Here is a 24,693-nt window from a genome sequence, read left to right on the forward strand (position 1 = left end):
GGGTTGCGCGGAGACCGCGGCCGGGGTTACGTGCGGCTGACCTTCTCCGGCGCCAGCTCCTCGATGGTGATGGCCGCGTTGATCAGCGCGAGATGACTGAGTCCCTGCGGCAGGTTGCCCCAGAAGGCGAGGTCGTCGACGGCGATCATCTCGGACATGATGCCGACGTCGTTGGGCACGGTGGCCACGAGCTCGTCCATCAGAGCGACCGACTCCTCGTGGCGGCCGACGCAGGCCAGGGCCGAGGCGAGCCAGAACGAACAGGCGACGAACGGATGCTCCTCGCCCTCCATCCCGGAGTAGCGGAACAGCAGCGCGCCGCGGCCCAGCTCCGTCACCAGGGCGTCAATGGTCGAGATCATCCGCTCGCCGCGCTCGTACCCGCTCGGCGCGTGCAGGAGCACCGAGGCGTCCAACTCCTCACTGCCCGGGTACATCACGTAGGAGCCGAGCTCCTGGGACCAGCAGTGCTCCTCGATCCACTCGCGGATGCGGTCGCGCTCGAAGCGCCACCGGTCGGGGCTGCCCGCCACCTGGCCGAGCTCGGCGAGGTGTACGGCCGCGTCCAACGCCTGCCAGCAGCCCATCTTCGAGGAGGTGTAGTGCCGCTCCTCCTTCAGCTCCCACATGCCGGCGTCGCGATTGCGCCACAGGTCGCAGGTGGTGTCGGCGACGCGGGCGAGGAGGCGTCCGGTCTGGATGTCGAGGACGTTGCCCTCGTCGACGTAGATGCGGCAGATGTCGAAGAGATCGCCGAACACGCCCAGCTGCAGCTGGCTCTGCGCCCCGTTGCCGGAGACGACCGGGGCGATACCGGCGTATCCCGGGACGTCGAACTCCTCCAGCTCGGTCGGCATCGAGCCGTCCAGACCGTAGAAGATGTGCAGGTCCGGGCCGTGGTCTTTGATCGTGCGCAGGAGCCAGGAGAGCGCGGCGTGCGTCTCCTCGCGCAGGCCGAAGCGGACCAGCGCATGCACCGTGTAGGCGGCATCGCGCACCCAGGCGAAGCGGTAGTCCCAGTTCTTCCCGCCGTTGGGCGACTCCGGGAGCGACGTGGTCGCGGCCGCCGCGATCGCCCCGGTGGGCGAGTAGATCAGCAATTTGAGCGCGAGGGCGCTGCGCTGGACCGCCTCGGACCACGGACCGTCGTAGGAGAACTCCCCCGACCAGTCCTGCCAGCTGCGGATGGTGCGGTCGATACCGCGGTCGACGTTCTTCGCGACCGGGAAGTGCAGCGGCTCATCGTGCGTGGCCGAGACGACGAGAACGTGCCGCACGGCGTCCTTGCCCGCGGTCACCACGAAGGATCCGGTCAGCTCATCGCCGGCACCGGAGGGCGCTTCCTCGCCGTCCGGCCCGTGCTCCAGGCCGGTCACGCCGATGGTGATGTCGCCGGCGCGGATGAGCGAGCGGCCGTCGGCGTTCTGGATCCACGGGGAGAACCGGCCGAGACCGGTCCCGGGGCGCACCGCCCAGCGCATCCGCACCTCGCCGTCGACGCCGTCCACGCGGCGGGCCAGCTCGGCCCACGGGAGCCGGCCGGCGATCCCGGTGACGAGCGCGTCGGTGACGCGGACCGTGCCGAACTCGGTGGTGAAGGTGGTCTCCAGGACGTTCGTATCGGGGATGTAGGTGCGCGAGACCTCTGCAGGCGCCTCGGGGGCGAGTTCTACGCAGCCGCCGGATTCGGCGTCGATCAGCGCGGCGAAAGCCGGAGTGGAGCCGAGGTCCGGGACGGGCATCCAGTCGACACTGCCGTCCTTCGCGATCAGGGCGACCGTCCGCCCGTCTCCGATCGCGGCGTAGTCGCGCAGGGGCCTGGTCGAGCGGGGTGCAGCCATTCCTTCACCGTAGAGCGCAGGCGGTACCCGGATGTGGGCTTGCGGGCGGACGGGCTTGCTTGTAACGCGCGCTCAGGTCGTTGCGACGCCGCCGTACTTCGCGAGGCGGTCGGTGAACGCGCCGCGATCGCCGTCCTCGAGGATCCCGTTCGCGTACCCCGCGAGGAACGCGCCCTGCGGCTCCGGCGAGAGGCCGACTCCGTCCAGCATGTCGGCCACCCGACCGCTGGGGTCGGCGTCGAGGTCCACCAGGCCCAGCTCGATCGCCGGCACGAGGTCGGCGGACGAGCGTGCGGTGACCACCCAGAGGGCGGCCGAGGCCTCCTCGTTGGAGAGATCGCCGTCGAACTCGTAGCCCACGTCCGACCACTCATCAGGGGTGTCGGCGATCTCGATCTCGTCGAAGCCGAGAGGCGCGAGCGCCGCGGCGAAACGGTCGACCACGGCCTGCTTGTCGGCGTCGGTGGAGACGTCAGCGACAGAGTACTCGGTGGCCGAAATGTAGTCGTAAAGGAGCGAGCGGCCGCCGTACGCGTTCTGCGACTGCTCGTAGTACTCGTCGTCGGCCGAGGTCCACTCCTCGGGGACGGCGCTCTCGACGGCCGCGACAGCTTGCTCAGCGCTGGCACGAACCTTCTCGGCAGAAGGCTGCCCGAGGATCGTCGCGGCGTCCCCGTCCTGGTACCCCGGGTAGTCGTAGAGAGGATCGGACGGGTCACCGCTGCCGAAGGGGTCGTCCGACGAATCGCCGAACGGCTCGGCGGGAACGCTCGGCGACTCACTGCCGGAGGCGGAGTCGAATGCGCTGCCCACTCCGATGGCGAGGAGAGTGCCCAGCACGCCGGTGTAGACGACGCCCACGAGGATGCTCGTGCCGAGCGCGATCCAGGCACCGGTGCCGAGCGGGCGGTGGGAGGGCACGGAGCCCTGCGTCGGGCCCGGGGCGGGCGCCGGCGGCGGGCTCATCAGCATCTGGCTCATCGCACTCCTTGGGGCTCCAACGGCAGCCCCGTCAGTCTGTCACCTCTGCGGGCCGCCGGTGCAGCGGTGTCGGATGCGTGCACGTGCGCACGGCCGGCCGGTGGACAATATCCGGATGGACGATGTCGTGCCCGCCTCCCCGCTCCCCTCCCTCGGCGAGATCGATGCGGGACTCCGCGTCGTCGCCCTGCCGCTGCGAACCCGCTTCCGCGGCGTCGACCACCGCGAGATCGCGCTCGTGCGCGGCCCGGAGGGCTGGACGGAGTTCTCACCCTTCCTCGAGTACGGCGCCGAAGAGTCTGCCGTCTGGCTCCGCGCCGCGATCGACTACGGCTGGAGCGAGCAGCCCGCCGCGCTCCGGGACCGCATCCCCGTCAATGCGACGGTCCCGGCCGTCGCGCCCGACGAGGTCGCAGCGGTACTCGAGAGCTACCACGGCTGCCGTACCGCGAAGGTGAAGGTCGCCGAGCGCGGCCAGACACTCGCCGACGATGTGGCGCGGGTCGTCGAGGTGCGCCGCCTGCTCGGCCCGGAGGGACGCCTCCGCGTGGACGCGAACGGCGGCTGGAACCTGGATGAGGCGGAGCACGCCGTCCACGCCCTCGCCGAATCCGATCTCGAGTACGTCGAGCAGCCGTGCGCGAGCGTCGATGAACTGGCCGAGCTGAGATATCGCGTGAAGTACATGGGCATCCCGATCGCCGCCGACGAGAGCGTCCGGAAGGCCGCGGATCCGCTCGCGGTCTCTCGGGCGGGCGCTGCGGACCTGCTGGTGGTGAAGGCGCAGCCCCTCGGTGGCACCCGGCGTGCGCTCGCGATCGTCGCCGAGGCCGGCCTGCCCGCGGTCGTCTCCAGTGCGATCGACAGCTCGGTCGGACTCGCGATGGGCGCTGCCCTCGCCGCAGCTCTCCCCGAGCTGCCCTTCGACTGCGGCCTCGGCACGGCCTCCCTGCTCGCGGCGGACGTGACGGAGCGGCCGCTGCGGCCGGTCGACGGCGGCATCCCCGTCGGCCGCGTCGAGGTCTCGGAGGCGCTCCTGGCTCGGTACGCGGTGTCGCCGGAGCGCCTCGCCTGGTGGCGTGCTCGGCTCCGCGACGCTCACGCGCTGCTCTGAGGGCCGGTGTCGGACGCCGTAGCGGGCGAGCGGCAGAAATGGATTCACCGACCGCCGCGCTGGTCCCGGGTAACGTCACCGCCGTCGCGGAGGCCACGATTTGGCACGATCTGACAGCCGCGACCGAGGTCGTTGCGGCCGACGGGGACGTCACGCTCGTGCCGCTGGACTCAACGAGGCGCCACCTGATGCCGGAGGAGCACCGCCCCGTGCTGCTCTCGTCGTCCGACCCGCTCGCCCGGGCTGTCGGGAAGGCGGTGGACTACTGCTCCGACTGTCACGTGGGCGGTTTCCCCGCGCGTCCGGCCTCGCCGCCTCCCCCCTCATCCGGTCACCGAGACCCCGATCAGCACGCTCCGGCGAACCACCCCGCCCCGCCCGACCGCGAACCGAAGCCCTCCACCGAGCGAAAACGTCTCCCTCATTGGTCGGCGGGGCCTGGTGGGGTCGATCGCAAGGCGGAGGTGACGGGCGTAGCAGCGCTACGGTCGTCGCCGACAACGCCGCGAGCGGCCCCACCAGGCCCCGCTGATTACATGCCGGTGTCGAGGCCGGAGTAGGCGTGGAGCCCCTTGAAGAACACATTGACGACGCCGAAGTTGAACATGACGGCGGCGAAGCCGACGATGGCGAGCCAGGCGGAGGGGGTACCACGCCAGCCGCGGGTGGCGCGGGCGTGGATGTAGCCGGCGTAGATGGTCCAGATGATGAAGGTCCAGACCTCCTTGGTGTCCCACCCCCAGTAGCGGCCCCAGGCCTTCTCGGCCCAGACGGCGCCGGCGATGAGGGTGAAGGTCCAGAGGATGAAGCCGATGATCGTGACGCGGTAGGCGAGGTTCTCGAGTGTGGCGGAGCTGGGCAGTGTGCGCAGGAAGCTCAGGAGGGAGCGGGGGCTGTCGCCGGCCGTTTCGCGGCGGGCCTGGAGGAGCTGGGTGACCGAGAGCGCGAAGCCGAGGGCGAAGAACGCGGTGCCGAGGATGGCGACGAGCACGTGGATCACGAGCCAGTACGACTGGAGTGCCGGCGGGAGCGGGACGACGGCGACGTAGTAGTTGACGGTCGCGACTCCGAGGAGCACCAGGACGAGTCCGGTGATGAACGCGCCGAGGAAGCGGAGGTCCCAGCGCAGCTGCACCACGAGGAAGACGCCGATGATGATGAGCGTCCCGGTCATCGAGAACTCGTACATGTTCGCCCACGGGACGCGTCCTGCGGCGACGCCGCGGAGGACGGTTGCGGCGAGGTGCAGCACGAAGGCGAGGAGGGTGAGGGAGAACCCGATGCGCAGGGTCGTGGAGCGCTCGGGGGCTCGGTGGACCTCGTCCTCGACTCGGGTGCCGATGCGGGAGAGGGTCGCGGTGCGTCCGGAGGCGATGGTGGCCTTACCGCTGGCGCCGCGATCGGCGGCGGCCGCGGAAGCGACGCGCTCCGCTTCCTGCACGACCTCATTCGACTCGCCGTCGGCCAGGGAGGCGCGACGAGCGAGGTCGATCGCGAAGAAGACGAACGCCATCGCGTAGATACCCATGGCGGAGGAGAGGCACAGCACCGAATACTGCGAGAGGGTCGCGATCACCTCCCCAGGCTAATCGCTCGCGGCCTCCCCCGCCCCTTCGCGGTTGCACAGACTCGGTCCCTGCCCAGCCGCGAGCGCCTGTGGAGGAGGATGTGACCTCCCGCCCGGAGGGACGCTCAGTCGAGCGGCGCGTGCCGATCGGCGACCGTCCGCACGGCGCGCACGAGCTGCGGATCCTCGCCGCGGGCGAGCCCGGCGTATTCGAGGAGCAGCCCGCCGTCCTCCTGCCTCGTCGCCTTCACCCACACGCGGCGGCGCGGCACGAACAGCGAGGTGAGCAGGCCCGCGAGCACAAGGATCGCGAAAAGCAGCACCCAGCCCTGGGTCGCGTCGTGGTGGATGTCGAAGGAGGCGAAGCGCTTCACGCTGTCGGTGCCGATGCGCGTCGGGTCGGCGCCCGTGTTCTCGAAGGTCACGCTGCCGAGCCCGTTCGGGAGCTCGGCCGTGTCACCGGGCTTGAGCGTGATCGGCGCGACTCCGGTGGTACCGCCGGTGAGCCGGGTCAACGAGTCCGTGTTGAGCACGTAAACGGAGGTCGGCACTCCCCTGTCGAGGCCGAGGTCGCCCGCGAAGACGTTCAACGAGAGAACGGGGTACTGCAGGTCGGGGAAGATCGAGGTCGACGCCCCGGAGGCCAGAGTGTCCTCCGTCGGGTAGAAGAAGCCGGTGAGGCCCAACTGCTCCGAGAGCCCGTCCGGCACCTTGACGACTCCGACCGAGGTGAGGTTGGCATCCTGCGGGAGGAAGGGCACGGAATCGGTGAAGATCGCGCGGCCGGAGGGATCGCGGACGGTGATCGTCGGGGCGTAGCCGTTGCCGAGCAGGTAGACGTTGGTGCCGCCGATGCCGAGCGGGTCGTTCACCTTGATCGTGCGCCCCTCGGTGGCCCCGCCGCGTTCGGACGTCGTGACGTTCGCCGTGAAGTCGACAGGCTGGCCGAGCGCCGACTGGTTCTGCTCCTCGTACCTCACGTCGAGGCTGTCGAGGGTCAACTGGTACGGGTCGAGCTGGCTGGAGTCGAAGAAACGGCCGGGGTTGAACGAGTCGTAGGCCGCGAGGTTGTTGGCGAAGCCCTGCGAGCCCTCGACCAGCACCCGCTGCCCGCTGTAGCCGAACCCGCCTCCGACGCCGACGGCGACGAGGATGCCGACCAGAGCGGAGTGGAAGACCAGGTTGCCCGTCTCGCGGAGGTAGCCGCGCTCGGCCGAGACACTCGACCACCGGCCTCGCGGGTCGTTGTAGCGCTCGACGCGGTAGCCCGCGCGACGCAACACCGCGTGGGCGGAGGCGACGGCGTCCTCCTCTGTCGCGCCCTCCACCTCGCGGATGGTGTAACCGGCGAGGCGCTGCAGGCGCGCGGGGGTGCGCGGCGGCCGCGAGCGCATCGCCTGGAAGTGGTGGCGAGTGCGCGGGACGATGCAGCCGATCAACGAGATGAACAGCAGCAGGTAGATGCTCGAGAACCAGGCCGAGGTGTAGGTGTCGAACGCCTGCACCTTATCGAGCACGGGCGCCAGATCCGGGTTGTCAACGAAGTACTGCGTCACTCCATTGGGGTCGGAGGAGCGCTGCGGCACGAGCGATCCGGGCACCGCCGCGATCGCGAGCAGCAGCAGCAGAAACAGCGCAGTGCGCATGCTGGTGAGCTGGCGCCACATCCAGCGCAGCCACCCGGTGACGCCGAGCGCGGGCTGCGCGACGGTGCCGTCGGAGTCGTAGTGGTCAGCGGGACGGAACGACGCGTCGGTCTTCTCCTGCGTCGCCTCATCCGGGCGGCGCGTGCTCTCCCCGGACTCAGATCGCCGGCTGGAAGCCATCGATCACCGCCGAGAGGGAGCCGTAGACGAGAGTGTTCCAGATGCCCGTGACCATCAGGACTCCGATCAGGACGAGGGCGGCGCCGCCGAGGATATTGATCACGCGGATGTGGCGCTTCACGAAAGCGAGCGTGCTGGTCACCCAGCTGAAGCCGAAGGCGACGAGGAGGAAGGGGATGCCGAGTCCGAGGCAGTAGACCAGGGCGAGGAGCGCGCCGCGCCAGGGCGAGCCGACGCCATAGCTGAGGGCGAGGATCGAACTCAGCGTCGGGCCGAGGCAGGGCGTCCAGCCGACCCCGAAGACAATGCCGAGCAGCGGCGCCCCGATCAGCCCGGTCGCGGGGCGGATGCCCGGGCGGAGTGTGCGCTGCAAGAACGAGAACTGCCCGATGAAGACCAGCCCCATCGCGATCACGACGAGGCCGAGGACGCGGGTGATCAGGTCGGTGTACTGCGTCAACCAGAAGCCGACCGTACCCGCCGCCGCTCCGTACAGCACGAAGACGAGCGAGAAGCCGAGCACGAACAGCAGCACGCCGAGGACGACCCGGCGGCGGCCGCGGGCGGCGCGCTCGTCGGCGTCGGTGAAGCCGCCGACGTAGGCGAGGTAGCCGGGCACCAGTGGGAGGACGCAGGGCGACGCGAACGACACCAGTCCGGCCAGCAACGCGATCGGCACGGCCAGCAGAAGCTGTCCGCTGAGGACGATCTCGCCCACGCCGCTACTCTCCCTCGGCGAGAGTGTCGCCCACGAGCGTCGAGAGGATGGACGCCTCCTGAAGCTGGCCCAGGATGCGCGACGCGACGCGGCCCTCCTTGTCGAGGACGAGCGTCGTGGGAACGGCGTTGGGCGGGACGGTGCCGGTGAAGGCGAGCTGCACCGAGGAGTCGGTATCGACGATCGAGGGGTAGCCGAGCCCGAAGGTCTCGGCGAAGGCGGCCGCGGTGGGCGCCTGGTCGCGCACGTTGACGCCGACGAACGAGACGCCCTTGTCGGCGAAATCGGTGTTCACCGTCTCGAGGTCGGCCGCCTCGGCGCGGCACGGGGCGCAGCTGGCGTACCAGAAGTTGACGACGACGACCCGCCCGACGAGATCGGCGGACTCGATGCTGGCACCGGTCTCGTCAGTACCCGAGAAAACGATGGGATCGTCGCGGTCAGCGACGGCGATCTCCGTGACGGTGCCGTCGCCCGAGATGTAGCCCTTGTTGCTGCCGTTGCGGTACTGCTCGGCGAGCGGATCCTTGGTGCAGCCCGTCAGCGCGAGTGCGGCGACCAGCGCGAGGGCACCCGCGGCACGCAGGCGGTTCGTCCGCCGCATCAGACGGCTCCGACATCGGTGGCCAGGCCCTGCAGGCCGGCGGCGGGGTCGGCGTAGCCGACTTCGATGAAGCCATCGCCGCGGCGTTCGAGCGTGGTGATGCTCGACAGGGCGCAGCGACGCTTGCGCGGATCGTGGAACAGACGCTCGCCCGCGAGGGCGCGGTGCACGGTCCAAATGGGGAGCTGGTGGCTGACGATCGCGGCGTCGCCCTCGGCGGTGCTCTCCCATGCCGACTCGATCGCGGCGTACATCCGCGCCGAGATGGAAAGGTAGGGCTCGCCCCAGCTGGGCTCGAAGGGGTTGCGGAGCCACGGCCAGTGCTGGGGGTTCCGCAGGGCGGAGTTGCGGGCGGAGAGAGACGTGCCCTCGAAGCGGTTGCTCGGCTCGATCACGCGCTCATCAGTACGGATCAGGAGTTCGAACGCCTGTGAGATCGGCTGAGCTGACTCCTGCGTGCGCTGGAGGGGCGAGGCGATCAGCGCAGTGATCGGACGCTTGCGCTCGAGCAGATCGTCGGCTGCGGAGCGGGCCATGCGGTGGCCGAGATCCGAGAGCCGGAAGTTCGGGAGTCGCCCGTAGAGGACCCGGTCGGGGTTGAACACCTCGCCGTGCCGCACGAGATGGATCTGATCGGCAACCACGAGCGTCAAGTGTACGGAACGCGGCGTGGGGGCGCGCCGGGAAAGGGTCGCCTGGGCCGCTCCCGAGCGGCGGCTCACCGGCGCGCAGACACCGCGGCCGAAAGCCCCCGCACGAGAGGTCCAGGCAGGTGCCGCACGAGCGCCATCGGGATGGCGAACCGCCACGACGGCACCGAGACCACCACCCCGCGCGCGACGTCGCGGAGGAACTCCTCCGCCACTGCATCGGCGTCGAGCCAGAGGAAGGAAGGGATGGAGGAGGTGTCCATCGCCGCCCGCTCGTGGAACTCGGTGCGCACCCAGCCCGGGCAGAGCGCGGCCGAGCGGACGCCGGTCCCGCGCAACTCGACGGCCAGCGACTGCGCGAACGCGGTCGCCCACGCCTTCACCGCGGAGTAGGGGCCGAGATGCACGAAGCCCGCGACACTCGACACGGTGAGAATCGCGCCGCGGCCTCGTGCCGTCATCGCCTCCGCGGCCGCGCCCGAGAGCACAGCGACCGCGCGCACCATCACCTCGAACGCGTGGTCCTGCGCGGCGACGTTCGGCTCGGAGAACGTCCCGTCGATCCCGAAGCCGGCGTTGTTGACGAGGACGCGGACGGGCCGCGCCGGGTCGACGAGCCGTGCGCGCACGTGCTCTACCTGCCCGCGGTCGCCGAGGTCGGCAGGCAGGACCTCGACGGCTGCGGCGCCGAGCGCGTGCAGGCCGGCCGCCGCCTCCCGGAGGCGCTGCTCGCTGCGGGCGACGAGGACGAGGCTCCAGCCGCGGCGCGCGAACGCCCGAGCGAAGGCGAGCCCGATGCCGGAGGACGCGCCGGTGATCAGTGCGGTGCTCATGCTGCGACGCTACCCGCCGCCGCTCGACCAGACGGGGCCCGTGCGATTCGCAGGGGAACGTGCGATTCGCAGGAGAACGTGCGATTCGCAGGGGAACGTGCGATTCGCAGGAGAACGTGCGATTCGCAGGGGATCGACCCGCCTCCGGTGGGATCGTCGAGCAGAATCGCGACCGGAGCGCGGATCCCCTGCAGATCGCACCGTCCCCTGCAGATCACACCGTCCCCTGCAGATCACACCCCGGCCGCGTCGACCCGCGCCCGGTCGCCGACCCCGCGCCCGCCCTACAGCCCGCGAGTAGACTCCCCTACCGTGACCGACGAGACCCGCCTCCCCCGAACCACCGTCAAGAAGCTCGCTGCGCTCGAGGACGGACCCGTCCGCGTCTCCGGCTGGGTCGAGACCGTGCGCGACCAGAAGAAGGTGCAGTTCGTCGTCCTGCGCGACGAGTCCGGCGCCGTTCAGCTGGTGAATCCGGCCGTGCGCGAGGCAGTCGCGGGCGATGACGCGTCGGCCGAGCGCCTCGCGATCACCGAGGCGATCTCGGGCCTGGCCCAGGGATCCTTCGTCACCGTCACGGGCGCGCTCAAGCACGACGAGCGCGTCAAGCTCGGCGGCATCGAGGTCAAGCTGGAGACCCTGGAGGTCGTCACCGCCTCGATCCCCGAGGCGCCGATCGCGCCCGACTCGGGCATCGACAAGCGGATGGACTGGCGCTTCCTCGACCTGCGCCGCCCCGAGCAGAACCTGATCGCCCGCGTGCAGACCACCTTCGAGCACGCACTGCGCACCTACTGGATCGAGCACGACTTCATCGAGATCCACACTCCGAAGCTCATGGCGAGCGCCTCGGAGTCGCGGGCCGAGCTCTTCGAGGTCGAGTATTTCGAGACGAAGGCGTACCTCTCGCAGAGCCCGCAGTTCTTCAAGCAGATGGCGCAGCCGGCGGGCTTCGGCAGGGTCTTCGAGGTCGGGCCCGCCTTCCGTGCCGACCCGAGCTTCACCTCCCGGCACGCGACCGAATTCACGAGTGTCGACGCCGAGGTCTCCTGGATCGACTCGCACGAGGATGTCATGGAGCTGCACGAGCAGCTGATGGTCGCCGGCCTCACCGCCGTCGTCGAGAAGCACGGCGCCGAGGTGAAGGCGCTCTTCGACATCGACCTGACGGTCCCGACGACACCGTTCCCGCGCATTCCGCTCGCGGAGGCCAAGCGGATCGTCGCCGAGCGCGGCTACGAGGTGCCCCGCGCCGACGACGACATGGACCCGGAGGGTGAGCGCCGCATCGCGGCGTATGTGCAGGAGGAGTTCGGGCACGACTTCGTGTTCCTCACCGACTACGCGTCGAGCATCCGGCCCTTCTACCACATGCGCCGCGAGGGCGACGGGACGATCACCAACAGCTACGACCTCATCTACAACGGCGTCGAGATCTCGACCGGAGCGCAGCGCGAGCACCGCGTCGACGTCCTGATCGAGCAAGCGCGCGATAAGGGGCTCGACCCCGAGGAGATCGAGTTCTACCTCGACTTCTTCCGCTATGGAGTCCCGCCGCACGGCGGCTTCGGCATGGGTCTTTCGCGCGTGATCATGCTGATGCTCAACCAGGCGAACCTCCGCGAGGTCACCTACCTCTTCCGCGGCCCGACCCGCCTGCGGCCCTAGGCAGCATCGACCGAGGGAACCCCGACCCGTCGAGACCGCCAGAAACACCTGGTTCCCTCGACGGTTCAGGGTTCCCTCGCGTCAACGGCGGAGGCGACTACCGCGAGGCCGGTCAGTCGCCCTGCGTGTGCGTCAGCGGTCCACCGATGAAGAGATCGGTGTTCTGTCGACGGCGGCGCAGCACGAACAGGACGACTGCGCAGGCGACGAGCGATGCGGCGACGGCGCCGCCGCCGATCATCAGCGCGGTGGTCGGCGTGATGCCGGCCGGTCCGGCCGAGGCGACCGTGGTGATGAACGTATTGCGCGCCGCGCTGATAGCGGTGCCGCAGACCTGCTGCGCCTCCCACGGCGCGGCCGTGGCGCCGCTGGGGCGGTACGAGAGCGTCACGGCCGCCGTGCGGTGCGACTCGCGGCCGAAGGCGACCATGCAGTAGACGGAGGGATCCGGATCGGCGACGACCGTCTCGCCCAGGGCCAGCTCGGCCCAGCCGAGGGAATCGGTCTGGACGGCGACGTCTCCCGCGGCCAGATCGGCGCGGTCGCCCGTCGTTCGGAAGGCACCCACGGCGACCTCCTCGTCCGGCTCGAAGCCCCAGACCGCGCCGCGCGGCGCCTCCGTGCTGCCGTCGCCGAGGTCGCGAGGCTCGAGCAGGAGGCCGTTACCGGAGGAGGTCGCGAGCCGGAAACCGACCTTGGCGAAGGAGCCCCGGTCACCGCTGAGGTCGACGGTGAAGGCTCCAGACTTGGTGATCAGCGCGGTCGGAATGGTGGCGGTGCCGCTCCCGGCCTCGAGCGTCACTGGTGTCTTGGTGCCGTTCGGATCGCGGAGGACCGCCGAGACGCTCTCGCCACTCGCGAAACCGGTGTACGAGAAGCCGACGCCGTAGAAGCGAGCGAGCTCGACGGTGAGCGACTCCGGATCGACATCGGTCGCGCGCGTGAGGAACACGGAGGCCGAGGCGACTCCGGCCGCCGCGGGCTGCGCGCCCTCGGTGGAGCTGGCGAGCGCGGTGCGTCCCGGGGCGGAGGCGGTGGGAGCGGCGCTGCCCGCGTCGGCGGAGGCGGTGCCGCCGGACGTGGTGGTGCCGCTGGCGGTGCCGCCGGACGTGGTGGTGCCCGAGGTACCACTGCCGGAGGTGGTACCACTGCCGGAGGTGGTACCGCCGGAGCCGCCCTGCTGACCGCCGCCCGTCGTTCCGCCCGTGGAGGGCCGGCTCGTCTGCACAGGCGCCGGCTGCTCGGGTTGGACGGGTGCCGGATCGACGGGCGCGGGCTGAACCGGTGCCGGATCGACGGGCGCGGGGTCCTGAGGCGCGGGATCGACGGGGGCGGGCTGCTCCGGCTCCGTCGGCCCCTCGGGCACGCCGGGCACGGGCTGCTCCTCGGGCACTCCGGGGATCGGATCGGAGCTGCCGTCTCCCGGCTCCTCGGGGTCCTCGGGCACTCCCGGGACCGTCGTCCCAGCAGGCTGCTCGACGGTGGTCGAGACCGTCGAGCCGGAGGGCGCCGCGACCGCCGCACCGGGCAGGGCCAGACCGAGGACGAGCGCCGCGAGAGCGAGAGCGGGCAGGGCGAGTCGGCGGGGTGACGACATGGCGGGTCCTTCCTCCGCGGGCGACGATCTGCGTCCGCGCACGGAGGAATGCGCTCCCCCGTAACGAGGGTACGGGCCAGAGGCGAGCTATCGCGAGGATTCCTGTCCCCCATCAGAGGTACGTCGCAGCCGCGCTCCCCTCCGCTCAGTTCAGCGGACGCTCACCCGACTGCACGCAACGCCCGGCGCAGACGCTCCGGATCCACCCGCCAGAACGTATGCACGCGCCCGTCGATCAGCACCACCGGGATCTCCTCCACGTAGCGCTCGTGCAGCTCCGAGTCGTCGAGGATCGACACCTCCGAGACGGCCACCGCGACCTCGTCGCCCAGGTCGGCCAGGACCTGCTCGATAACGGTCCGTGCGTCGTCGCAGAGATGACAGCCCGGCTTACCCACGAGCGTCAGCTCCACGTCCACCATGCGGTCAGTGTACGGCGAGGGCTCCGAGAGGCACGCAGACGCAGACGAGCGCCCGACCCCGGAAGGGCGGACGCTCGAGACGGAAGAGGCGCGAGCCTACTTCTTGTTGCGACGCTGGTGGCGAGTCTTGCGAAGCAGCTTGCGGTGCTTCTTCTTCGCCATACGCTTGCGACGCTTCTTGATGACAGAACCCACGAAGACCTCACAACGTTCAGGGGGTCGACCGCCCGACGGGCGGCCGCTTACGAAAAACTGGCTCCCGCGAGCTTACACGACGCAGCGCCGGGCAAGTCCCGGCCCGTCGCGCCCATCACTTGCGCAGGCGCAACGCCTCCGCCACCTTCGTCGCACCCTCGCTGACCCCGCGCTGAATGTCCTGCACCACCGTGCTGACCTGGTGCGTCCGCTCGGCGAGGGCACGGCCCAGCGACTCCGCTCGGGCCGCGGTCGGGGCGTCAAGCAGCGCGCCGGCCGCCTCGTCTTCGGCGAGGAAGGGCAGCAGCCAGTCCTCCACATCCGCCAGCGGCCCGTACTCGAGCGTATAAAAGCGGTGCTGGCCGCTCTCGCGCACTGTCACGAGCCCGGACTCGCGCAGCACCTTGAGGTGTTTCGAGACGGTGGGCTGACTCAGTTCGAGACGCGCAACGATCCGCGAGACACTCATGCCCTCGGTTGCGCCCTCGCGCCGCTGCTCGAGCAGCAGGGCGAGGATGTCGCGGCGCGTGCCGTCCGCGATCACCCCGAAGATGTCAGCCATGCCCCCAGGCTAGTCAGCGCCGCGGTCACGCGGCACCGAGCGGGTAGCATGGCCGCGATCGAGTGGAGGATCCGCCGTGGTGGTTCGGCAGCAGTTCCGCAGCCCCGTGGGCGTCTCGCCCGTCTCCCCCTGGTCGGGATTCGAGCGGGCCCGCGACCTGATCGACGACTTCGCCGGACGCTCACCGTCCCGCTTCGCGATCCTCATCTTCTCGGCACTCGTGCTCGTGTTCACCCTGCTGTTCTCGCTCCCCGTGTCGAGCACCACCGACACCGTCACTCCGCTGCACGACGCCTTCTTCACCGCGATGTCGGTGATCTGCGTGACCGGGCTCGCGACGGTGGACATGGCGACGCACTGGTCGGCGTTCGGGCACTCGATCATCTTCATCGGCGTCAATATCGGTGCGCTCGGTGTCCTGACCCTCGCCTCGATCATGGGCCTGGCGATCTCACGCCGCCTCGGACTGCGCGCGAAGCTCATGGTCGCCAGCGACTCCAACCCGCTGCGGATCCACTCTGGGCCGGTCGCCGAGGGCCAGGCCGTGCGCCTGGGCGAGATCGGCGGCCTACTCGCCACCGTCGCGATCAGCGCCGCCGCGATCGAAATCGTCGTCGCGCTGCTGCTGTTCCCGCGGATGCTGATCGACGGCATCCCGATCGGCGAGGCCGTCTGGCACTCCTTCTACTACTCTGCGATGGCCTTCACCAACACCGGCTTCGCGCCCAACGCCGCGGGCCTGACACCGTTCGAGGACGACTACTGGTTTCTGGGGATCCTGATGGTCGGCGTTTTCCTCGGCGCCATCGGTTTCCCCGTGATCTACGCCTTCTCGCGCGGCTGGAGACGCCCGCGCAAGTGGTCGGTGCACGTCAAGCTGACGCTGGTCACCTCCGTGATCCTGCTCGTGGCCGGCGCAGTCCTCTACATCGTGCTCGAGTTCGACAACCCGAAGACCTTCGGCAGCTTGGACGCGGGAGACACCGTCTTCCAGTCCTTCTTCCTCTCGACGATGACGCGCTCCGGCGGGTTCTCGACGATCTCGGTGCCCGACCTCAACGGGTCCAGCCTGCTCGTGACCGACATGCTGATGTTCATCGGCGGCGGGTCGGCCTCGACCGCGGGCGGGATCAAGGTCACCACCCTCGCGATCCTGTTCCTGGCCGCCTTCGCCGAGGCGCGCGGCAACAACGATATGGAGGCATTCGGGCGTCGGATCCCCAACGACGTGTTGCGCCTGGCCGTCTCGGTCGTCCTGTGGGGAGCGACGACGGTCGCCGTGTCCTCGGTCCTGATCCTGCACATCACGAAGGCCTCGCTCGATCACGTGCTCTTCGACGTCATCTCCGCCTTCGCCACCTCCGGACTGTCGACAGGGCTGACGGCCGAGCTGCCGCCGTCCGGGGCGTACATCCTGGCGCTGACGATGTTCATGGGCCGCGTTGGTACCGTGACTCTCGCCGCTGCGCTCGCCGCCAGCCAGCGGAGGCAGTTGTTCAGACGACCGGAAGAGAGGCCCATCGTTGGTTGACCGCATCAGGTACGACGCCCCGGTGCTGGTGATCGGCCTTGGGCGCTTCGGAGCAGCCACGGCCGGCCAGCTCGACCGTCTCGACCGCGAGGTCCTCGCCATCGACGCCGACGCCGGGCTCGTGCAGAAGTGGTCGGAGCGGGTCACCCACGCGGTGCAGGCTGACGCACGCTCCCTTGACGCTCTCGCGCAGATCGGCGCGCAGGACTTCCAGGTCGCCGTCGTCGCGGTCGGCTCCTCGATCGAGGCCTCCGTGCTGATCACCGCGAACCTCGTCGACCTCAAGATCCCGCAAATCTGGGCGAAAGCGATCTCGCGCTCGCACGGCAAGATCCTCGAGCGGATCGGCGCGAACCACGTGATCTACCCCGAGGCGGAGGCGGGCGAGCGCGTGGCGCACCTGGTCTCGGGGCGCATGCTCGATTTCATCGAGTTCGACGACGACTTCGTGCTCGCGAAGATGTACCCGCCCAAGCCGATCCGCGGTCTCACCCTCACCGAGTCGGGCGTGCGCCGCAAGCACCGCGTCACCGTCGTCGGCGTCAAGAGCCCCGGCAAGCCGTTCACCTACGCGACCGAGCAGACCGTCGTCTCCAACCACGACCTCATCGTCGTCAGCGGCACCCCCAGCGACATCGAGCGCTTCGCCGCCCTCGGCTCCTAGCCCCCTCCCCTCCCCCTCCGCGAGATGCCACTTACGCACGCCTCCTCCGGCGTGTCGCCCTCACAAGTGGCATCTCGCGGGGAGGGGCGGAGGGCAAAGGAGCGGGGTCAGGAGGCGGCGAGCTCGCGGGCGCGGGCCAGGGCGGCGTCGGTCGCGCGGGTGAAGAGCGCGGCGAGGTCCGCCTCCTGCAGGACCGCGACGGCCCGCTCGGTGGTGCCCTTCGGGCTCGTAACACGGCGGCGCAGCTCAGCGGGCTCCTCGCCGGAGTGGGCGAGCAACTCGACGGCGCCGCGGAACGTGCCGATCACCAGAGTCGACGCCTGCTCCGACGTGAAGCCCTTCGCGAGCGCGGCGGCGATCAGCTCCTCGATCAGCAGGAACACGTAGGCCGGCCCTGATCCCGAGATCGTCGAGAGCGCGTCGAGCTGCGACTCCGGCACCTCGACCACCTCGCCGACCGTCTCGAACAGGCGGCGCACGAGCGCCAGGTCCTCGTCGCTCGACCGAGTTCCCGCGCTGAGTCCCGTGACGGCACGGCCGACGACCGCGGGAGTGTTCGGCATCGAGCGGAGCACGGCGACCGACGCGGGAAGGTGCCGCTCGAACGTCGCCACCGTCACTCCGGCCGCGACGCTGACCACCACGGCGCCCGGAGCGAGCGCGTCCGCAATGTCGTCGAGTAGATCGGGCACCAGGTGCGGCTTGACGGCCACGAGCACGATCGCCGCACCCTCGACCGCGCGCCGGTTGGCCTCGGTGTCGTCGCCGGTGGCGAACGCGGTGACCACGGGGTGGCCGTCCCAGGCGGCGGCCTTCGCGGAGTCGCGGTTGGTCACCCGCACGCCCCCCTCGACGCGCACGCCGGGATCCAGCAGGCCCGTCAGGATCGCGCCCCCCATCGAGCCGAGGCCGAGGACGGCGATGGACGGGAGCAGCACGGGCGCATCGATCACGCCGCTCATCCTACGAACAGCCCCGCGAGCAAGGGGGTCCAGGGCCGGTCCGGGCCTCGTAGGATGGCCCGACCATCCAGCGGCGAGCCCGAGGAGACCACGTGAGCGCATCCGGAGGCGGCACCACGATCATCGCGGCACTCGCGGCCAACCTCGGCATCGCTCTGACGAAGTTCATCGCCTGGTTGTTCTCCGGATCCGCCTCGATGCTGGCGGAGGGGGTGCATTCGCTCGCCGACTCCGCCAACCAGCTGCTCCTGCTGCTCGGCGGCCGTCGATCCAGGAGAGCCGCCGACGAGGAGCACCCGTTCGGCTACGGACGCGAGCGCTACGTCTACGCCTTCGTCGTCTCGATCATCCTGTTCTCGGTCGGCGGCGTCTTCTCGCTGTACGAGGGCATCGAGAAGATCGCCGAGCCGCACGAGCTCGACAACGCCTGGCTGCCGATCCTGGTCCTGGTGATCTCGATCTGCCTCGAGGGCTACTCCTTGCGCACCGGAGTGAAGGAGTCGAACCGGGTCCGCGGCTCGCAGTCGTGGCTCCCGTTCATCCGCCGCGCGAAGGCGCCCGAGCTGCCGGTCGTGCTACTCGAGGACGTCGCCGCGCTCACCGGCCTGACGTTCGCGCTGCTCGGAGTCGGGCTGAGCGTGATCACGGGCGATTCGGTCTACGACGCGATCGGCACGATCATGATCGGCACCCTGTTGATCGTGGTGGCGATCGTCCTCGGCGTCGAGACGAAGAGCCTCGTGGTCGGCGAGGGGGCGACTTCCGCCAACGTCGCTTCGATCCGCGCCGCGCTCGAGGCTGGGCACGATGTCGAGCGCGTGATCCACATGCGCACCCTGCACCTCGGGCCCGACGAGATCCTCGTCGCCGCGAAACTCGCGTTCCCGGCCGCCGACACCCTCGGGCACGTCGCCGCCGGGATCGACGCGGCGGAGCAGCGCGTCCGCGAGGCGGTCCCCGCGGCGACGACGATCTACCTCGAACCGGACGTCGACCTCGGGCGGACGGCGACGGTGCCGTCCCGACCGGCCGAGTCGAGCGCCGCGACTCCGACCGCCGCGCCGCCGACTGCCGCCGCGCCGGCACCGCACGAGAGCGCCTGACGTGCGGCGGGCACTGGCGATCGTCAACGAGCGCGGTGCCGGGCTCGGCGCGCTCGAGCCGATGCTGACGGCCGAGGGCTTCGTGGTCGACGCCGTCGCCGGGACGGATCTCGACGCGATCGACATCCTCGTCCCCGACCTGGTCATCACGCTCGGCTCCAGCGCCGGCGTCTACGAGACCTCGCGACACCCCTTCATCAACCCCGAGATCGCCCTCCTGCAGGACCGGCTGCACCACCGCCGTCCCACCCTCGGCGTCTGCTTCGGTGCGCAACTGATCGCGTCGGCCCTCGGTGAGTCAGTGCACCCCGGAGCGACCCGCGAGGTCGGCTTCCGCTCCATCGTGCTCACGGAGGCGGGCGCGCGCTCCCCGCTGCGCCACCTCGCCACTGTCGACGTCATGCAGTGGCACGGCGACACCTTCGCTCTGCCGCTCGGAGCCGCACTGCTGGCCTCGTCGCCGGCGGGCGAGGTGGAGGCGTTCGCGGTCGAGGACTGGCTGCTCGCCGTGCAGTTCCACCCGGAGCTGACCGGCGCGATGGCGGCGCAGTGGCTCGAGGGCGACGGGGAGTATGCGGGAGCGGCGGGCTACGACGCGGCAGTTCTCGCTGGCGACCTCGCGGTCGGCCGGTTCGAGCGGATGCACGCGGCGACGCGGCTCGCACTCGCCGAGTGGCTGCGCGCTCCGAGCGGAGGGCGGTCGCCGTCAGCGGCGCGAGGCGAAGAAGTCGAGCAGTAGCCGCGAGCTCTCCTCGGCACGCACCCCGGGGTATACCTCGACCACGTGATTGTGCCGGCGGTCGCGGAGGAGGTCGTGCACCGATCCCGACGCCCCGGCCTTCTCATCCCATGCTCCGAACACGACCCGCTCGATCCGTGCCGCGAGGATCGCACCTGCGCAGAGCACACACGGCTCCAGGGTGACCACCAGTGTGCAGCCCTCGAGATGCCAGTCGCCCCGAGCCTGGGCCGCCGCGCGGATCGCGACCACCTCGGCATGGGCCGTCGGGTCCCGGCGCAACTCCCGCTCGTTGCGCCCGAGCCCGAGCACGGCGCCCTCCGAGTCCAGCACCACCGCGCCCACCGGGACGTCTCCCCAACCGCAGGCCCGACGCGCCTCGTCGAGAGCCAGGCCCATCCACTCGTCGGAGTGCGGGGGGACGCGCAGATCGCTGTCGCGCATCGCTCCCCCCTCCCGCGGTCGCTGCCCCGCTCGGGCCGGTCGGTACGACCGCGGCCAGTAGATTGAGCTTATGCGCGTCCACGTAGCCGACCACCCGCTGATCACCCACAAGCTCACCGTGCTTCGTGACAAGCGCACTCCCTCCCCTACTTTCCGTCAGCTCGCCGAAGAGCTGATGACGCTCCTCGCCTACGAAGCCACCCGCGGCGTCCGCACCCGCACCGTCACCATCGACACTCCTGTGACGCAGACCACCGGCCTCGCGCTCAGCGACCCGCAGCCGCTCGTCGTCCCGATCCTCCGCGCAGGTCTCGGCATGCTCGAGGGCATGGTCAAGCTGATCCCGACCGCCGAGGTCGGCTTCCTGGGCATGGCGCGCAATGAGGAAACCCTCGAGCCGACCACGTACGCCGAGCGACTGCCCGAGGACCTGTCGAATCGGCAGTGCTTCGTCCTGGACCCGATGCTCGCGACCGGCGGCTCGCTCATTGCCGCCATCCAGTTCCTCTTCGACCGCGGGGCCGTGGATGTCACCGCCGTCTGCCTCCTCGCCGCCCCCGAGGGTCTGGCCGCCGTCGAGAAGGCCTTCGGCGACCGCGACGTGACCATCGTCCTCGGCTCCCTCGACGAGAAGCTCAACGAGCTCGGCTACATCGTGCCGGGCTTGGGTGACGCGGGCGACCGCCTCTACGGTCTGGCGGGCTGACCCCGCGGGCTGCGGAGCCCGCGTCAGGCACCTTCCGCTCGAGCGGCCCGGGCCCCGGTTCCCCTCGCCCAGCCCTGAGCCGCGTTCCGCGCCAGATCGATCGCTGTCCTCCGTGCGTCTCTATTCTCGTGACATTCACTCACGAAGGAGGCGCGATGGAGTTCCGTTTCGACGACGCGACGGCCGACGACCTGGCGAAGACTCTGCGCAACGCCAGCGATTCGCTGAGGGATCACGGAGTCGCCTGGAGCGGCGCGATGGGCACGGCCGTAGAGCACTTCACCGGCCCGTACGCCGATCTGTTCCGCACCGCCTGCATCGTCGGCTCCGAGAACCGGGTCGGCCTCTCCCGGTCGCTCTGGGACCTGGCCGACCGTATCTGCGAGACGTCGTACGCCGCTCAGAAGGAGCGGGCTCGCATCGCCGCACTCGAGGCCTGGAACGTGCGCGAGGCCGAGCGGGAGCAGCGCCGACGTTCTCATCCGCTCGCCGGCCTCGGCGTCCAGCCCGACGAGGGGATGCTGGTCGATCCGCGTCCGTCCGAGGACCGGATTCCTGCGCCGGTCATCAACGCCGGCTTCGCGATCCAGGAGCCGCCGCGAACGACGACGCAGCATTCGGGCCCACTCGGGCACGGCAGGACCTCCGCCGACCCGGACGATCTCGTCGTCTACGCATCGACGGCGCGGGCGTTCGGCGCGCTGATGCAGGAGCGGCTGACCAGCGTCCGCGCCTCCTGGGCGTCTTTCACGGACGCGTGCTCCTGGGTCCCGATCGAGAACTGCACCTTCCTGAACGCCTTCGAGCGCTTCGTGACCGTGAACGGCGAGGAGGCCAGTTGGGTCGAGGCGATCGCCGACGCATTCCGCGCGGCCGGGGGTGGTTCACTCTCCTCGGCGGGTCTCGATCTCGCTCGAACCCGATTCGCTCCCCCCACCGATCAGGCGCTGCGCGCCATCCTCGCGTCCGTCCCCGCGGGAGACCTCGCGGCGATGCTCGCGGCGTCGCCCGCTCTGGCCGCGCAGATCCAGAGAATGCCACCCGCCGTCGTACACGAATGGTGGCAGAGCCTTGACCCCGCAGCCGACTCTGTCGATCCGTTCTCGTCCCGCCAGCACGAGCTGCTGACGGCGCTGCCGCTGGTGATCGGGAATCTCGAGGGCATTCCCTACGGTGCCCGGTCGGTGGCGAACGCGTTCCGCCTCGAGGCGGAGCTCGCGAGCCTGACCGCCGAGCGGGACGCCCTGCGCGCGATCACTCCGGGCACGGGCAGTGCCGACGCTGTGGGGCCGGCTCTCGCGGACATCGAGCGACGACTCGCCGTCCTCGCGAACATTCACGATTCCCTGGCGTCGTTCGAAGGCCGGAACCCCAGGTTCCTGATCTCGCTGACCGACGACGACCCGCCCCTGGCCGCGGTCTCGATCGGCGACCTCGACACCGCGACCGACGTCACCTACGCGGTCCCCGGGATGGGGCAGACGACCGCGACGACGACCGACTGGACGAGAGCCTCGCAGAACCTGCAGTCGCTGCTGCCGCCGGGGCACGCGGTCGTCGCCTGGATCGGCTACGAGACGCCGCCCAATCCGATCGGCGTCGACCTGGACATGTCGGTGCTCACTACGGACGACGCGGTCGCAGGCGCCACCCGCCTCGCCGCCGCTCTCGGCGGACTCGCCGCCGTCCGCGGGGACTCGATCCCCCACCCGAACGTCGTCGCGCACTCCTACGGCAGCACCGTCGCCGCCGTCGCGGCGACCCGACCGGACGTGCAGCTCGGCTCCCTGATCACTCTCGGCTCCGCGGGGCTCCCCGACTCTGTCGACAACGCATCCGATCTTCACGCCGACGGCGTCTACGCCGGCCAGGGCCGCCCCAAGTTCCCCGGAGAGAACAGCAGCGGCGACGAGCTGGCCTATGTGGGACGGGGGGCGAGTGAGGATCACCATGTGAATCCCGTCCTGCCGGGGTTCGGAGCCCACGTCTTCGGAGTCGAGAACGGTGGCGACAACGGTCGGCCGGTCTCGGCCCACGGGGCGGTGGAGAGCGATACGGGCGACAGGGCGGGGTACTTCGACGTGAAAACGGAGTCACTCAACAACGTTGCCCGGATCTTGCGAGGCGATCTGGACTCCGTGACTGACTACGTGCCGCTGGGGCCCACAGAGTTGCAGAAACGGGTAGGAGAGCTTGTTGATGGCGACTAAAGCTGAGAGAAGAAGGGGCATCGTTGCAACGGGCGGGCTCGCCGTCGTCCTGCTCCTGACGTCAGCCTGCGCAGCCGAGAATCCGGAGGAACCGACACCGATGACCACCACGACACCTACCGAGGGACGAGCTTCGATTATCGCGTTCGTTAAAGACACCACCCAGCAGCTCGACATCACGGGCTGGTGGCCCAAGTCCGGCGGCGCGGCACCCGACAGCTGCGGACTCGGCGGCGGAGAGAAAGGAGCCAGCTACAGCTTCGACCATTGGGCGCCCCGCGGAACCGATCCCGCCGGCGACGCCCGAAAGGTTGCCACCTACTGGGAATCCCTCGGCATGAGCGTCCGCATCGCCGACTCCACCCCCTGGCCCACCGTCTACGGAGAAGGCGGCCCCGTCCTCCGCGCCGACTTCGACACCCATTCCGCCGAAGACACCTATCGGGTCGGCGCCGTCGCGCGCTGCGCGCCCGGCGACGCCATCGCCCTGCTCAAGGAGGACAACGCGCAACGCGCCGCCGGAATCGTCGTCCCCGGAGACGAAGGCACCATCCCCCGCTGGGACCCGAAAAAGAAATACACCCTCGAGCCCGTCGCACCCGCCACCACCCCACCGAAACCCGAACCCGATCCCGACGAGCCCGAGCAATGACCTCACCATCCGACACGGGCCGCGGAGCACGCCAACAGTGACCAGGACTCCTCCACGACGAGGTACCGCCGCGGCGAGCGTTCTCGCCGCAATCCTGCTCCTGACGTCCGCCTGCGCCGCCGAGAATCCGGAGGAACCGACACCGGTGACCACCATGACACCCACCGAGGGACGCACCGCGCTCATCGCGTTCGTCAAAGACACCACCCGGCAGCTCGACATCACGGGCTGGTGGCCCAAGTCCGGCGGCGCGGCACCCGACAGCTGCGGACTCGGCGGCGGAGAGAAAGGCGCCAGCTACAGCTTCGACCATTGGGCGCCCCGCGGAACCGATCCCGCCGGCGACGCCCGAAAGGTAGCCACCTACTGGGAATCCCTCGGCATGAGCGTCCGCATCGCCGACTCCACCCCCTGGCCCAGAGTGTTCGGCGAAGGCGGCCCCGTCCTCCGCGCCGCCTTCGATACCAAAGCCGGAGAAGACACCTACCGGGTCGGCGCAACCGCGCGCTGCGCGCCCGGCGACGCCATCGCCCTGCTCAAGGAGGACAACGCGCAACGCGCCGCCGGAATCGTCGTCCCCGGAGACGAAGGCACCATCCCCCGCTGGGACCCGAAGAAGAAATACACCCTCGAGCCCGTCGCACCCGCGGAACCCGCAGGATGACGCGTACATCGGCGCTGGCGACAGCCGTCGCGATGCATCGCGGCGCGCCGCCTCCGCGCACGGACGTGTTGACGCACGGCACCAGCCTGGGCTTTACTGTCGAGCATGACTGACACCCTGCACGCCCTGACCTCCCTCGAGGCCTCCGGGAATGCCGGCATGATGATGGCCGGTGGCCCCGTCATGTGCTGTCGAATGTGTGCATGAGGAACTGACCTCGCCGGATCCCCGCATCGCCTCCGCCCGCTGATCCTCTCGATCAGCTGAGCGTCGCAGGCGCGGACGATCCCCTGGATGCCCTGCATCCGTCTCTGCCGTTACCGCGCTTCGCGGATCGGCTCGATCGCGCACACCCGGATCCGCCCCCACGGACACTCGTCCCGGATCCGACCAGCCAAGGACTCGTCATGACCCTCCTCCACCCCCGCACCGTCCCCACC

Annotated in this window: 24 protein-coding genes; 10 read left to right on the forward strand and 14 right to left on the reverse strand. The window is 70.1% G+C overall.

Annotation, left to right across the window (positions count from 1 at the left end):
- Positions 1-26 precede the first annotated feature (26 nt).
- On the reverse strand, positions 27-1,841 hold the full coding sequence (locus tag C5D07_RS00490) for a glycoside hydrolase family 15 protein (protein WP_104258357.1): 1,815 nt from the start codon (positions 1,839-1,841) through the stop codon (positions 27-29).
- A gap of 72 nt (positions 1,842-1,913) precedes the next feature.
- Complete coding sequence (locus C5D07_RS00495) at positions 1,914-2,822, reverse strand: hypothetical protein (protein ID WP_104258358.1); 909 nt, start codon at positions 2,820-2,822, stop codon at positions 1,914-1,916.
- Between the two features lie 115 nt (positions 2,823-2,937).
- Here C5D07_RS00495 and C5D07_RS00500 point away from each other — a divergent pair, with 115 nt between their 5' ends.
- Positions 2,938-3,936, forward strand: coding sequence for an o-succinylbenzoate synthase (locus C5D07_RS00500; protein ID WP_068255385.1), 999 nt, complete (start codon positions 2,938-2,940; stop codon positions 3,934-3,936).
- Between the two features lie 532 nt (positions 3,937-4,468).
- Here the strand turns inward: C5D07_RS00500 and ccsB are convergent.
- From ccsB to C5D07_RS00530, 6 genes are all read right to left on the reverse strand, one after another.
- A complete protein-coding gene (gene ccsB, locus C5D07_RS00505) occupies positions 4,469-5,464 on the reverse strand; it encodes a c-type cytochrome biogenesis protein CcsB (protein WP_068257625.1) in 996 nt (331 codons plus the stop codon).
- Between the two features lie 164 nt (positions 5,465-5,628).
- Complete coding sequence (gene resB / locus C5D07_RS00510) at positions 5,629-7,329, reverse strand: cytochrome c biogenesis protein ResB (protein ID WP_104258359.1); 1,701 nt, start codon at positions 7,327-7,329, stop codon at positions 5,629-5,631.
- On the reverse strand, positions 7,307-8,047 hold the full coding sequence (locus C5D07_RS00515; RefSeq protein ID WP_068255388.1) for a cytochrome c biogenesis CcdA family protein: 741 nt from the start codon (positions 8,045-8,047) through the stop codon (positions 7,307-7,309). Before C5D07_RS00515 ends, resB begins: the two co-directional genes overlap by 23 nt.
- Positions 8,048-8,051: 4 nt before the next feature.
- Positions 8,052-8,651 carry a TlpA family protein disulfide reductase gene (locus C5D07_RS00520; RefSeq protein ID WP_104258360.1) on the reverse strand — a complete coding sequence of 200 codons (600 nt, stop codon included), beginning with the start codon at positions 8,649-8,651 and terminating at the stop codon, positions 8,052-8,054.
- Positions 8,651-9,295, reverse strand: coding sequence for a histidine phosphatase family protein (locus tag C5D07_RS00525; protein ID WP_104258361.1), 645 nt, complete (start codon positions 9,293-9,295; stop codon positions 8,651-8,653). The genes C5D07_RS00520 and C5D07_RS00525 overlap by 1 nt, the downstream gene beginning before the upstream one ends.
- 74 nt (positions 9,296-9,369) lie before the next feature.
- Complete coding sequence (locus tag C5D07_RS00530) at positions 9,370-10,134, reverse strand: SDR family NAD(P)-dependent oxidoreductase (protein WP_104258362.1); 765 nt, start codon at positions 10,132-10,134, stop codon at positions 9,370-9,372.
- A 312-nt stretch (positions 10,135-10,446) separates the two neighbouring features.
- On the opposite strand from C5D07_RS00530, the gene aspS reads away from it, so the two are divergent.
- Positions 10,447-11,802: an aspartate--tRNA(Asn) ligase gene (aspS, locus tag C5D07_RS00535; RefSeq protein ID WP_104258363.1), complete on the forward strand. Its 1,356-nt coding sequence runs from the start codon at positions 10,447-10,449 to the stop codon at positions 11,800-11,802.
- Positions 11,803-11,914: 112 nt separating this feature from the next.
- On the opposite strand, the gene C5D07_RS00540 is transcribed toward aspS, so the two are convergent.
- From C5D07_RS00540 to C5D07_RS00555, 4 genes are all read right to left on the reverse strand, one after another.
- On the reverse strand, positions 11,915-13,399 hold the full coding sequence (locus C5D07_RS00540) for a hypothetical protein (RefSeq protein WP_104258364.1): 1,485 nt from the start codon (positions 13,397-13,399) through the stop codon (positions 11,915-11,917).
- 161 nt (positions 13,400-13,560) lie between these two features.
- Positions 13,561-13,821, reverse strand: a complete 261-nt coding sequence (locus C5D07_RS00545; RefSeq protein ID WP_104258365.1) for a glutaredoxin family protein — start codon at positions 13,819-13,821, stop codon at positions 13,561-13,563.
- A gap of 96 nt (positions 13,822-13,917) precedes the next feature.
- Entirely contained in the window at positions 13,918-14,016 is a 99-nt protein-coding gene (locus C5D07_RS00550; protein WP_003792170.1) for a 30S ribosomal protein bS22, read from the reverse strand.
- A 115-nt stretch (positions 14,017-14,131) separates the two neighbouring features.
- Complete coding sequence (locus tag C5D07_RS00555; protein WP_068255408.1) at positions 14,132-14,578, reverse strand: ArsR/SmtB family transcription factor; 447 nt, start codon at positions 14,576-14,578, stop codon at positions 14,132-14,134.
- A gap of 157 nt (positions 14,579-14,735) precedes the next feature.
- Between C5D07_RS00555 and C5D07_RS00560 the strand changes: the two genes are divergently transcribed.
- Positions 14,736-16,109, forward strand: coding sequence for a TrkH family potassium uptake protein (locus C5D07_RS00560; RefSeq protein ID WP_237358282.1), 1,374 nt, complete (start codon positions 14,736-14,738; stop codon positions 16,107-16,109).
- Positions 16,102-16,773 carry a potassium channel family protein gene (locus C5D07_RS00565; RefSeq protein WP_068255410.1) on the forward strand — a complete coding sequence of 224 codons (672 nt, stop codon included), beginning with the start codon at positions 16,102-16,104 and terminating at the stop codon, positions 16,771-16,773. Before C5D07_RS00560 ends, C5D07_RS00565 begins: the two co-directional genes overlap by 8 nt.
- Positions 16,774-16,880: 107 nt before the next feature.
- Here C5D07_RS00565 and proC read toward each other — a convergent pair whose 3' ends face one another.
- The gene (gene proC / locus C5D07_RS00570) at positions 16,881-17,672 is read right to left on the reverse strand and encodes a pyrroline-5-carboxylate reductase (protein ID WP_249028136.1); all 792 of its coding nucleotides are present in this window, start codon (positions 17,670-17,672) and stop codon (positions 16,881-16,883) included.
- A 155-nt stretch (positions 17,673-17,827) separates the two neighbouring features.
- Here proC and C5D07_RS00575 point away from each other — a divergent pair, with 155 nt between their 5' ends.
- Together C5D07_RS00575 and C5D07_RS00580 are read left to right on the forward strand one after the other, a co-directional pair.
- Positions 17,828-18,838 (forward strand): cation diffusion facilitator family transporter, encoded by a 1,011-nt coding sequence (locus C5D07_RS00575; RefSeq protein ID WP_104258367.1) that lies wholly within the window; start codon positions 17,828-17,830, stop codon positions 18,836-18,838.
- A gap of 1 nt (position 18,839) precedes the next feature.
- Entirely contained in the window at positions 18,840-19,577 is a 738-nt protein-coding gene (locus C5D07_RS00580; protein WP_104258368.1) for a glutamine amidotransferase-related protein, read from the forward strand.
- Here the strand turns inward: C5D07_RS00580 and C5D07_RS00585 are convergent.
- Positions 19,545-20,021 (reverse strand): nucleoside deaminase, encoded by a 477-nt coding sequence (locus C5D07_RS00585; RefSeq protein ID WP_068255418.1) that lies wholly within the window; start codon positions 20,019-20,021, stop codon positions 19,545-19,547. The genes C5D07_RS00580 and C5D07_RS00585 overlap by 33 nt on opposite strands.
- A 70-nt stretch (positions 20,022-20,091) precedes the next feature.
- Between C5D07_RS00585 and upp the strand changes: the two genes are divergently transcribed.
- The 4 genes from upp (at position 20,092) to C5D07_RS00605 (ending at position 24,253) form a co-directional block, all read left to right on the forward strand.
- A complete protein-coding gene (gene upp, locus C5D07_RS00590; RefSeq protein WP_068255419.1) occupies positions 20,092-20,727 on the forward strand; it encodes a uracil phosphoribosyltransferase in 636 nt (211 codons plus the stop codon).
- A gap of 155 nt (positions 20,728-20,882) precedes the next feature.
- On the forward strand, positions 20,883-22,937 hold the full coding sequence (locus tag C5D07_RS00595; RefSeq protein ID WP_104258369.1) for an alpha/beta hydrolase: 2,055 nt from the start codon (positions 20,883-20,885) through the stop codon (positions 22,935-22,937).
- Positions 22,927-23,589: a hypothetical protein gene (locus C5D07_RS00600; RefSeq protein ID WP_146076686.1), complete on the forward strand. Its 663-nt coding sequence runs from the start codon at positions 22,927-22,929 to the stop codon at positions 23,587-23,589. Before C5D07_RS00595 ends, C5D07_RS00600 begins: the two co-directional genes overlap by 11 nt.
- 145 nt (positions 23,590-23,734) lie before the next feature.
- The gene (locus tag C5D07_RS00605; RefSeq protein WP_104258371.1) at positions 23,735-24,253 is read left to right on the forward strand and encodes a hypothetical protein; all 519 of its coding nucleotides are present in this window, start codon (positions 23,735-23,737) and stop codon (positions 24,251-24,253) included.
- Positions 24,254-24,693: the final 440 nt, after the last annotated feature.

Origin of the sequence: Rathayibacter tritici (assembly GCF_002932875.1) — a bacterium.
GTDB classification, from domain to species: domain Bacteria; phylum Actinomycetota; class Actinomycetes; order Actinomycetales; family Microbacteriaceae; genus Rathayibacter; species Rathayibacter tritici.

Coding starts and splice junctions, on each gene's coding strand:
- C5D07_RS00490 (WP_104258357.1), bottom strand. CDS start 1,841: ATGGCTGCACCCCGCTCGACCAGGCCCCTGCGCGACTACGCCGCGATC.
- C5D07_RS00495 (WP_104258358.1), bottom strand. CDS start 2,822: ATGAGCCAGATGCTGATGAGCCCGCCGCCGGCGCCCGCCCCGGGCCCG.
- C5D07_RS00500 (WP_068255385.1), top strand. CDS start 2,938: ATGGACGATGTCGTGCCCGCCTCCCCGCTCCCCTCCCTCGGCGAGATC.
- ccsB (WP_068257625.1), bottom strand. CDS start 5,464: ATGGGTATCTACGCGATGGCGTTCGTCTTCTTCGCGATCGACCTCGCT.
- resB (WP_104258359.1), bottom strand. CDS start 7,329: ATGGCTTCCAGCCGGCGATCTGAGTCCGGGGAGAGCACGCGCCGCCCG.
- C5D07_RS00520 (WP_104258360.1), bottom strand. CDS start 8,651: ATGCGGCGGACGAACCGCCTGCGTGCCGCGGGTGCCCTCGCGCTGGTC.
- C5D07_RS00530 (WP_104258362.1), bottom strand. CDS start 10,134: ATGAGCACCGCACTGATCACCGGCGCGTCCTCCGGCATCGGGCTCGCC.
- C5D07_RS00540 (WP_104258364.1), bottom strand. CDS start 13,399: ATGTCGTCACCCCGCCGACTCGCCCTGCCCGCTCTCGCTCTCGCGGCG.
- C5D07_RS00545 (WP_104258365.1), bottom strand. CDS start 13,821: ATGGTGGACGTGGAGCTGACGCTCGTGGGTAAGCCGGGCTGTCATCTC.
- C5D07_RS00555 (WP_068255408.1), bottom strand. CDS start 14,578: ATGGCTGACATCTTCGGGGTGATCGCGGACGGCACGCGCCGCGACATC.
- proC (WP_249028136.1), bottom strand. CDS start 17,672: ATGGGGGGCGCGATCCTGACGGGCCTGCTGGATCCCGGCGTGCGCGTC.
- C5D07_RS00585 (WP_068255418.1), bottom strand. CDS start 20,021: ATGCGCGACAGCGATCTGCGCGTCCCCCCGCACTCCGACGAGTGGATG.
- upp (WP_068255419.1), top strand. CDS start 20,092: ATGCGCGTCCACGTAGCCGACCACCCGCTGATCACCCACAAGCTCACC.
- C5D07_RS00595 (WP_104258369.1), top strand. CDS start 20,883: ATGGAGTTCCGTTTCGACGACGCGACGGCCGACGACCTGGCGAAGACT.
- C5D07_RS00600 (WP_146076686.1), top strand. CDS start 22,927: ATGGCGACTAAAGCTGAGAGAAGAAGGGGCATCGTTGCAACGGGCGGG.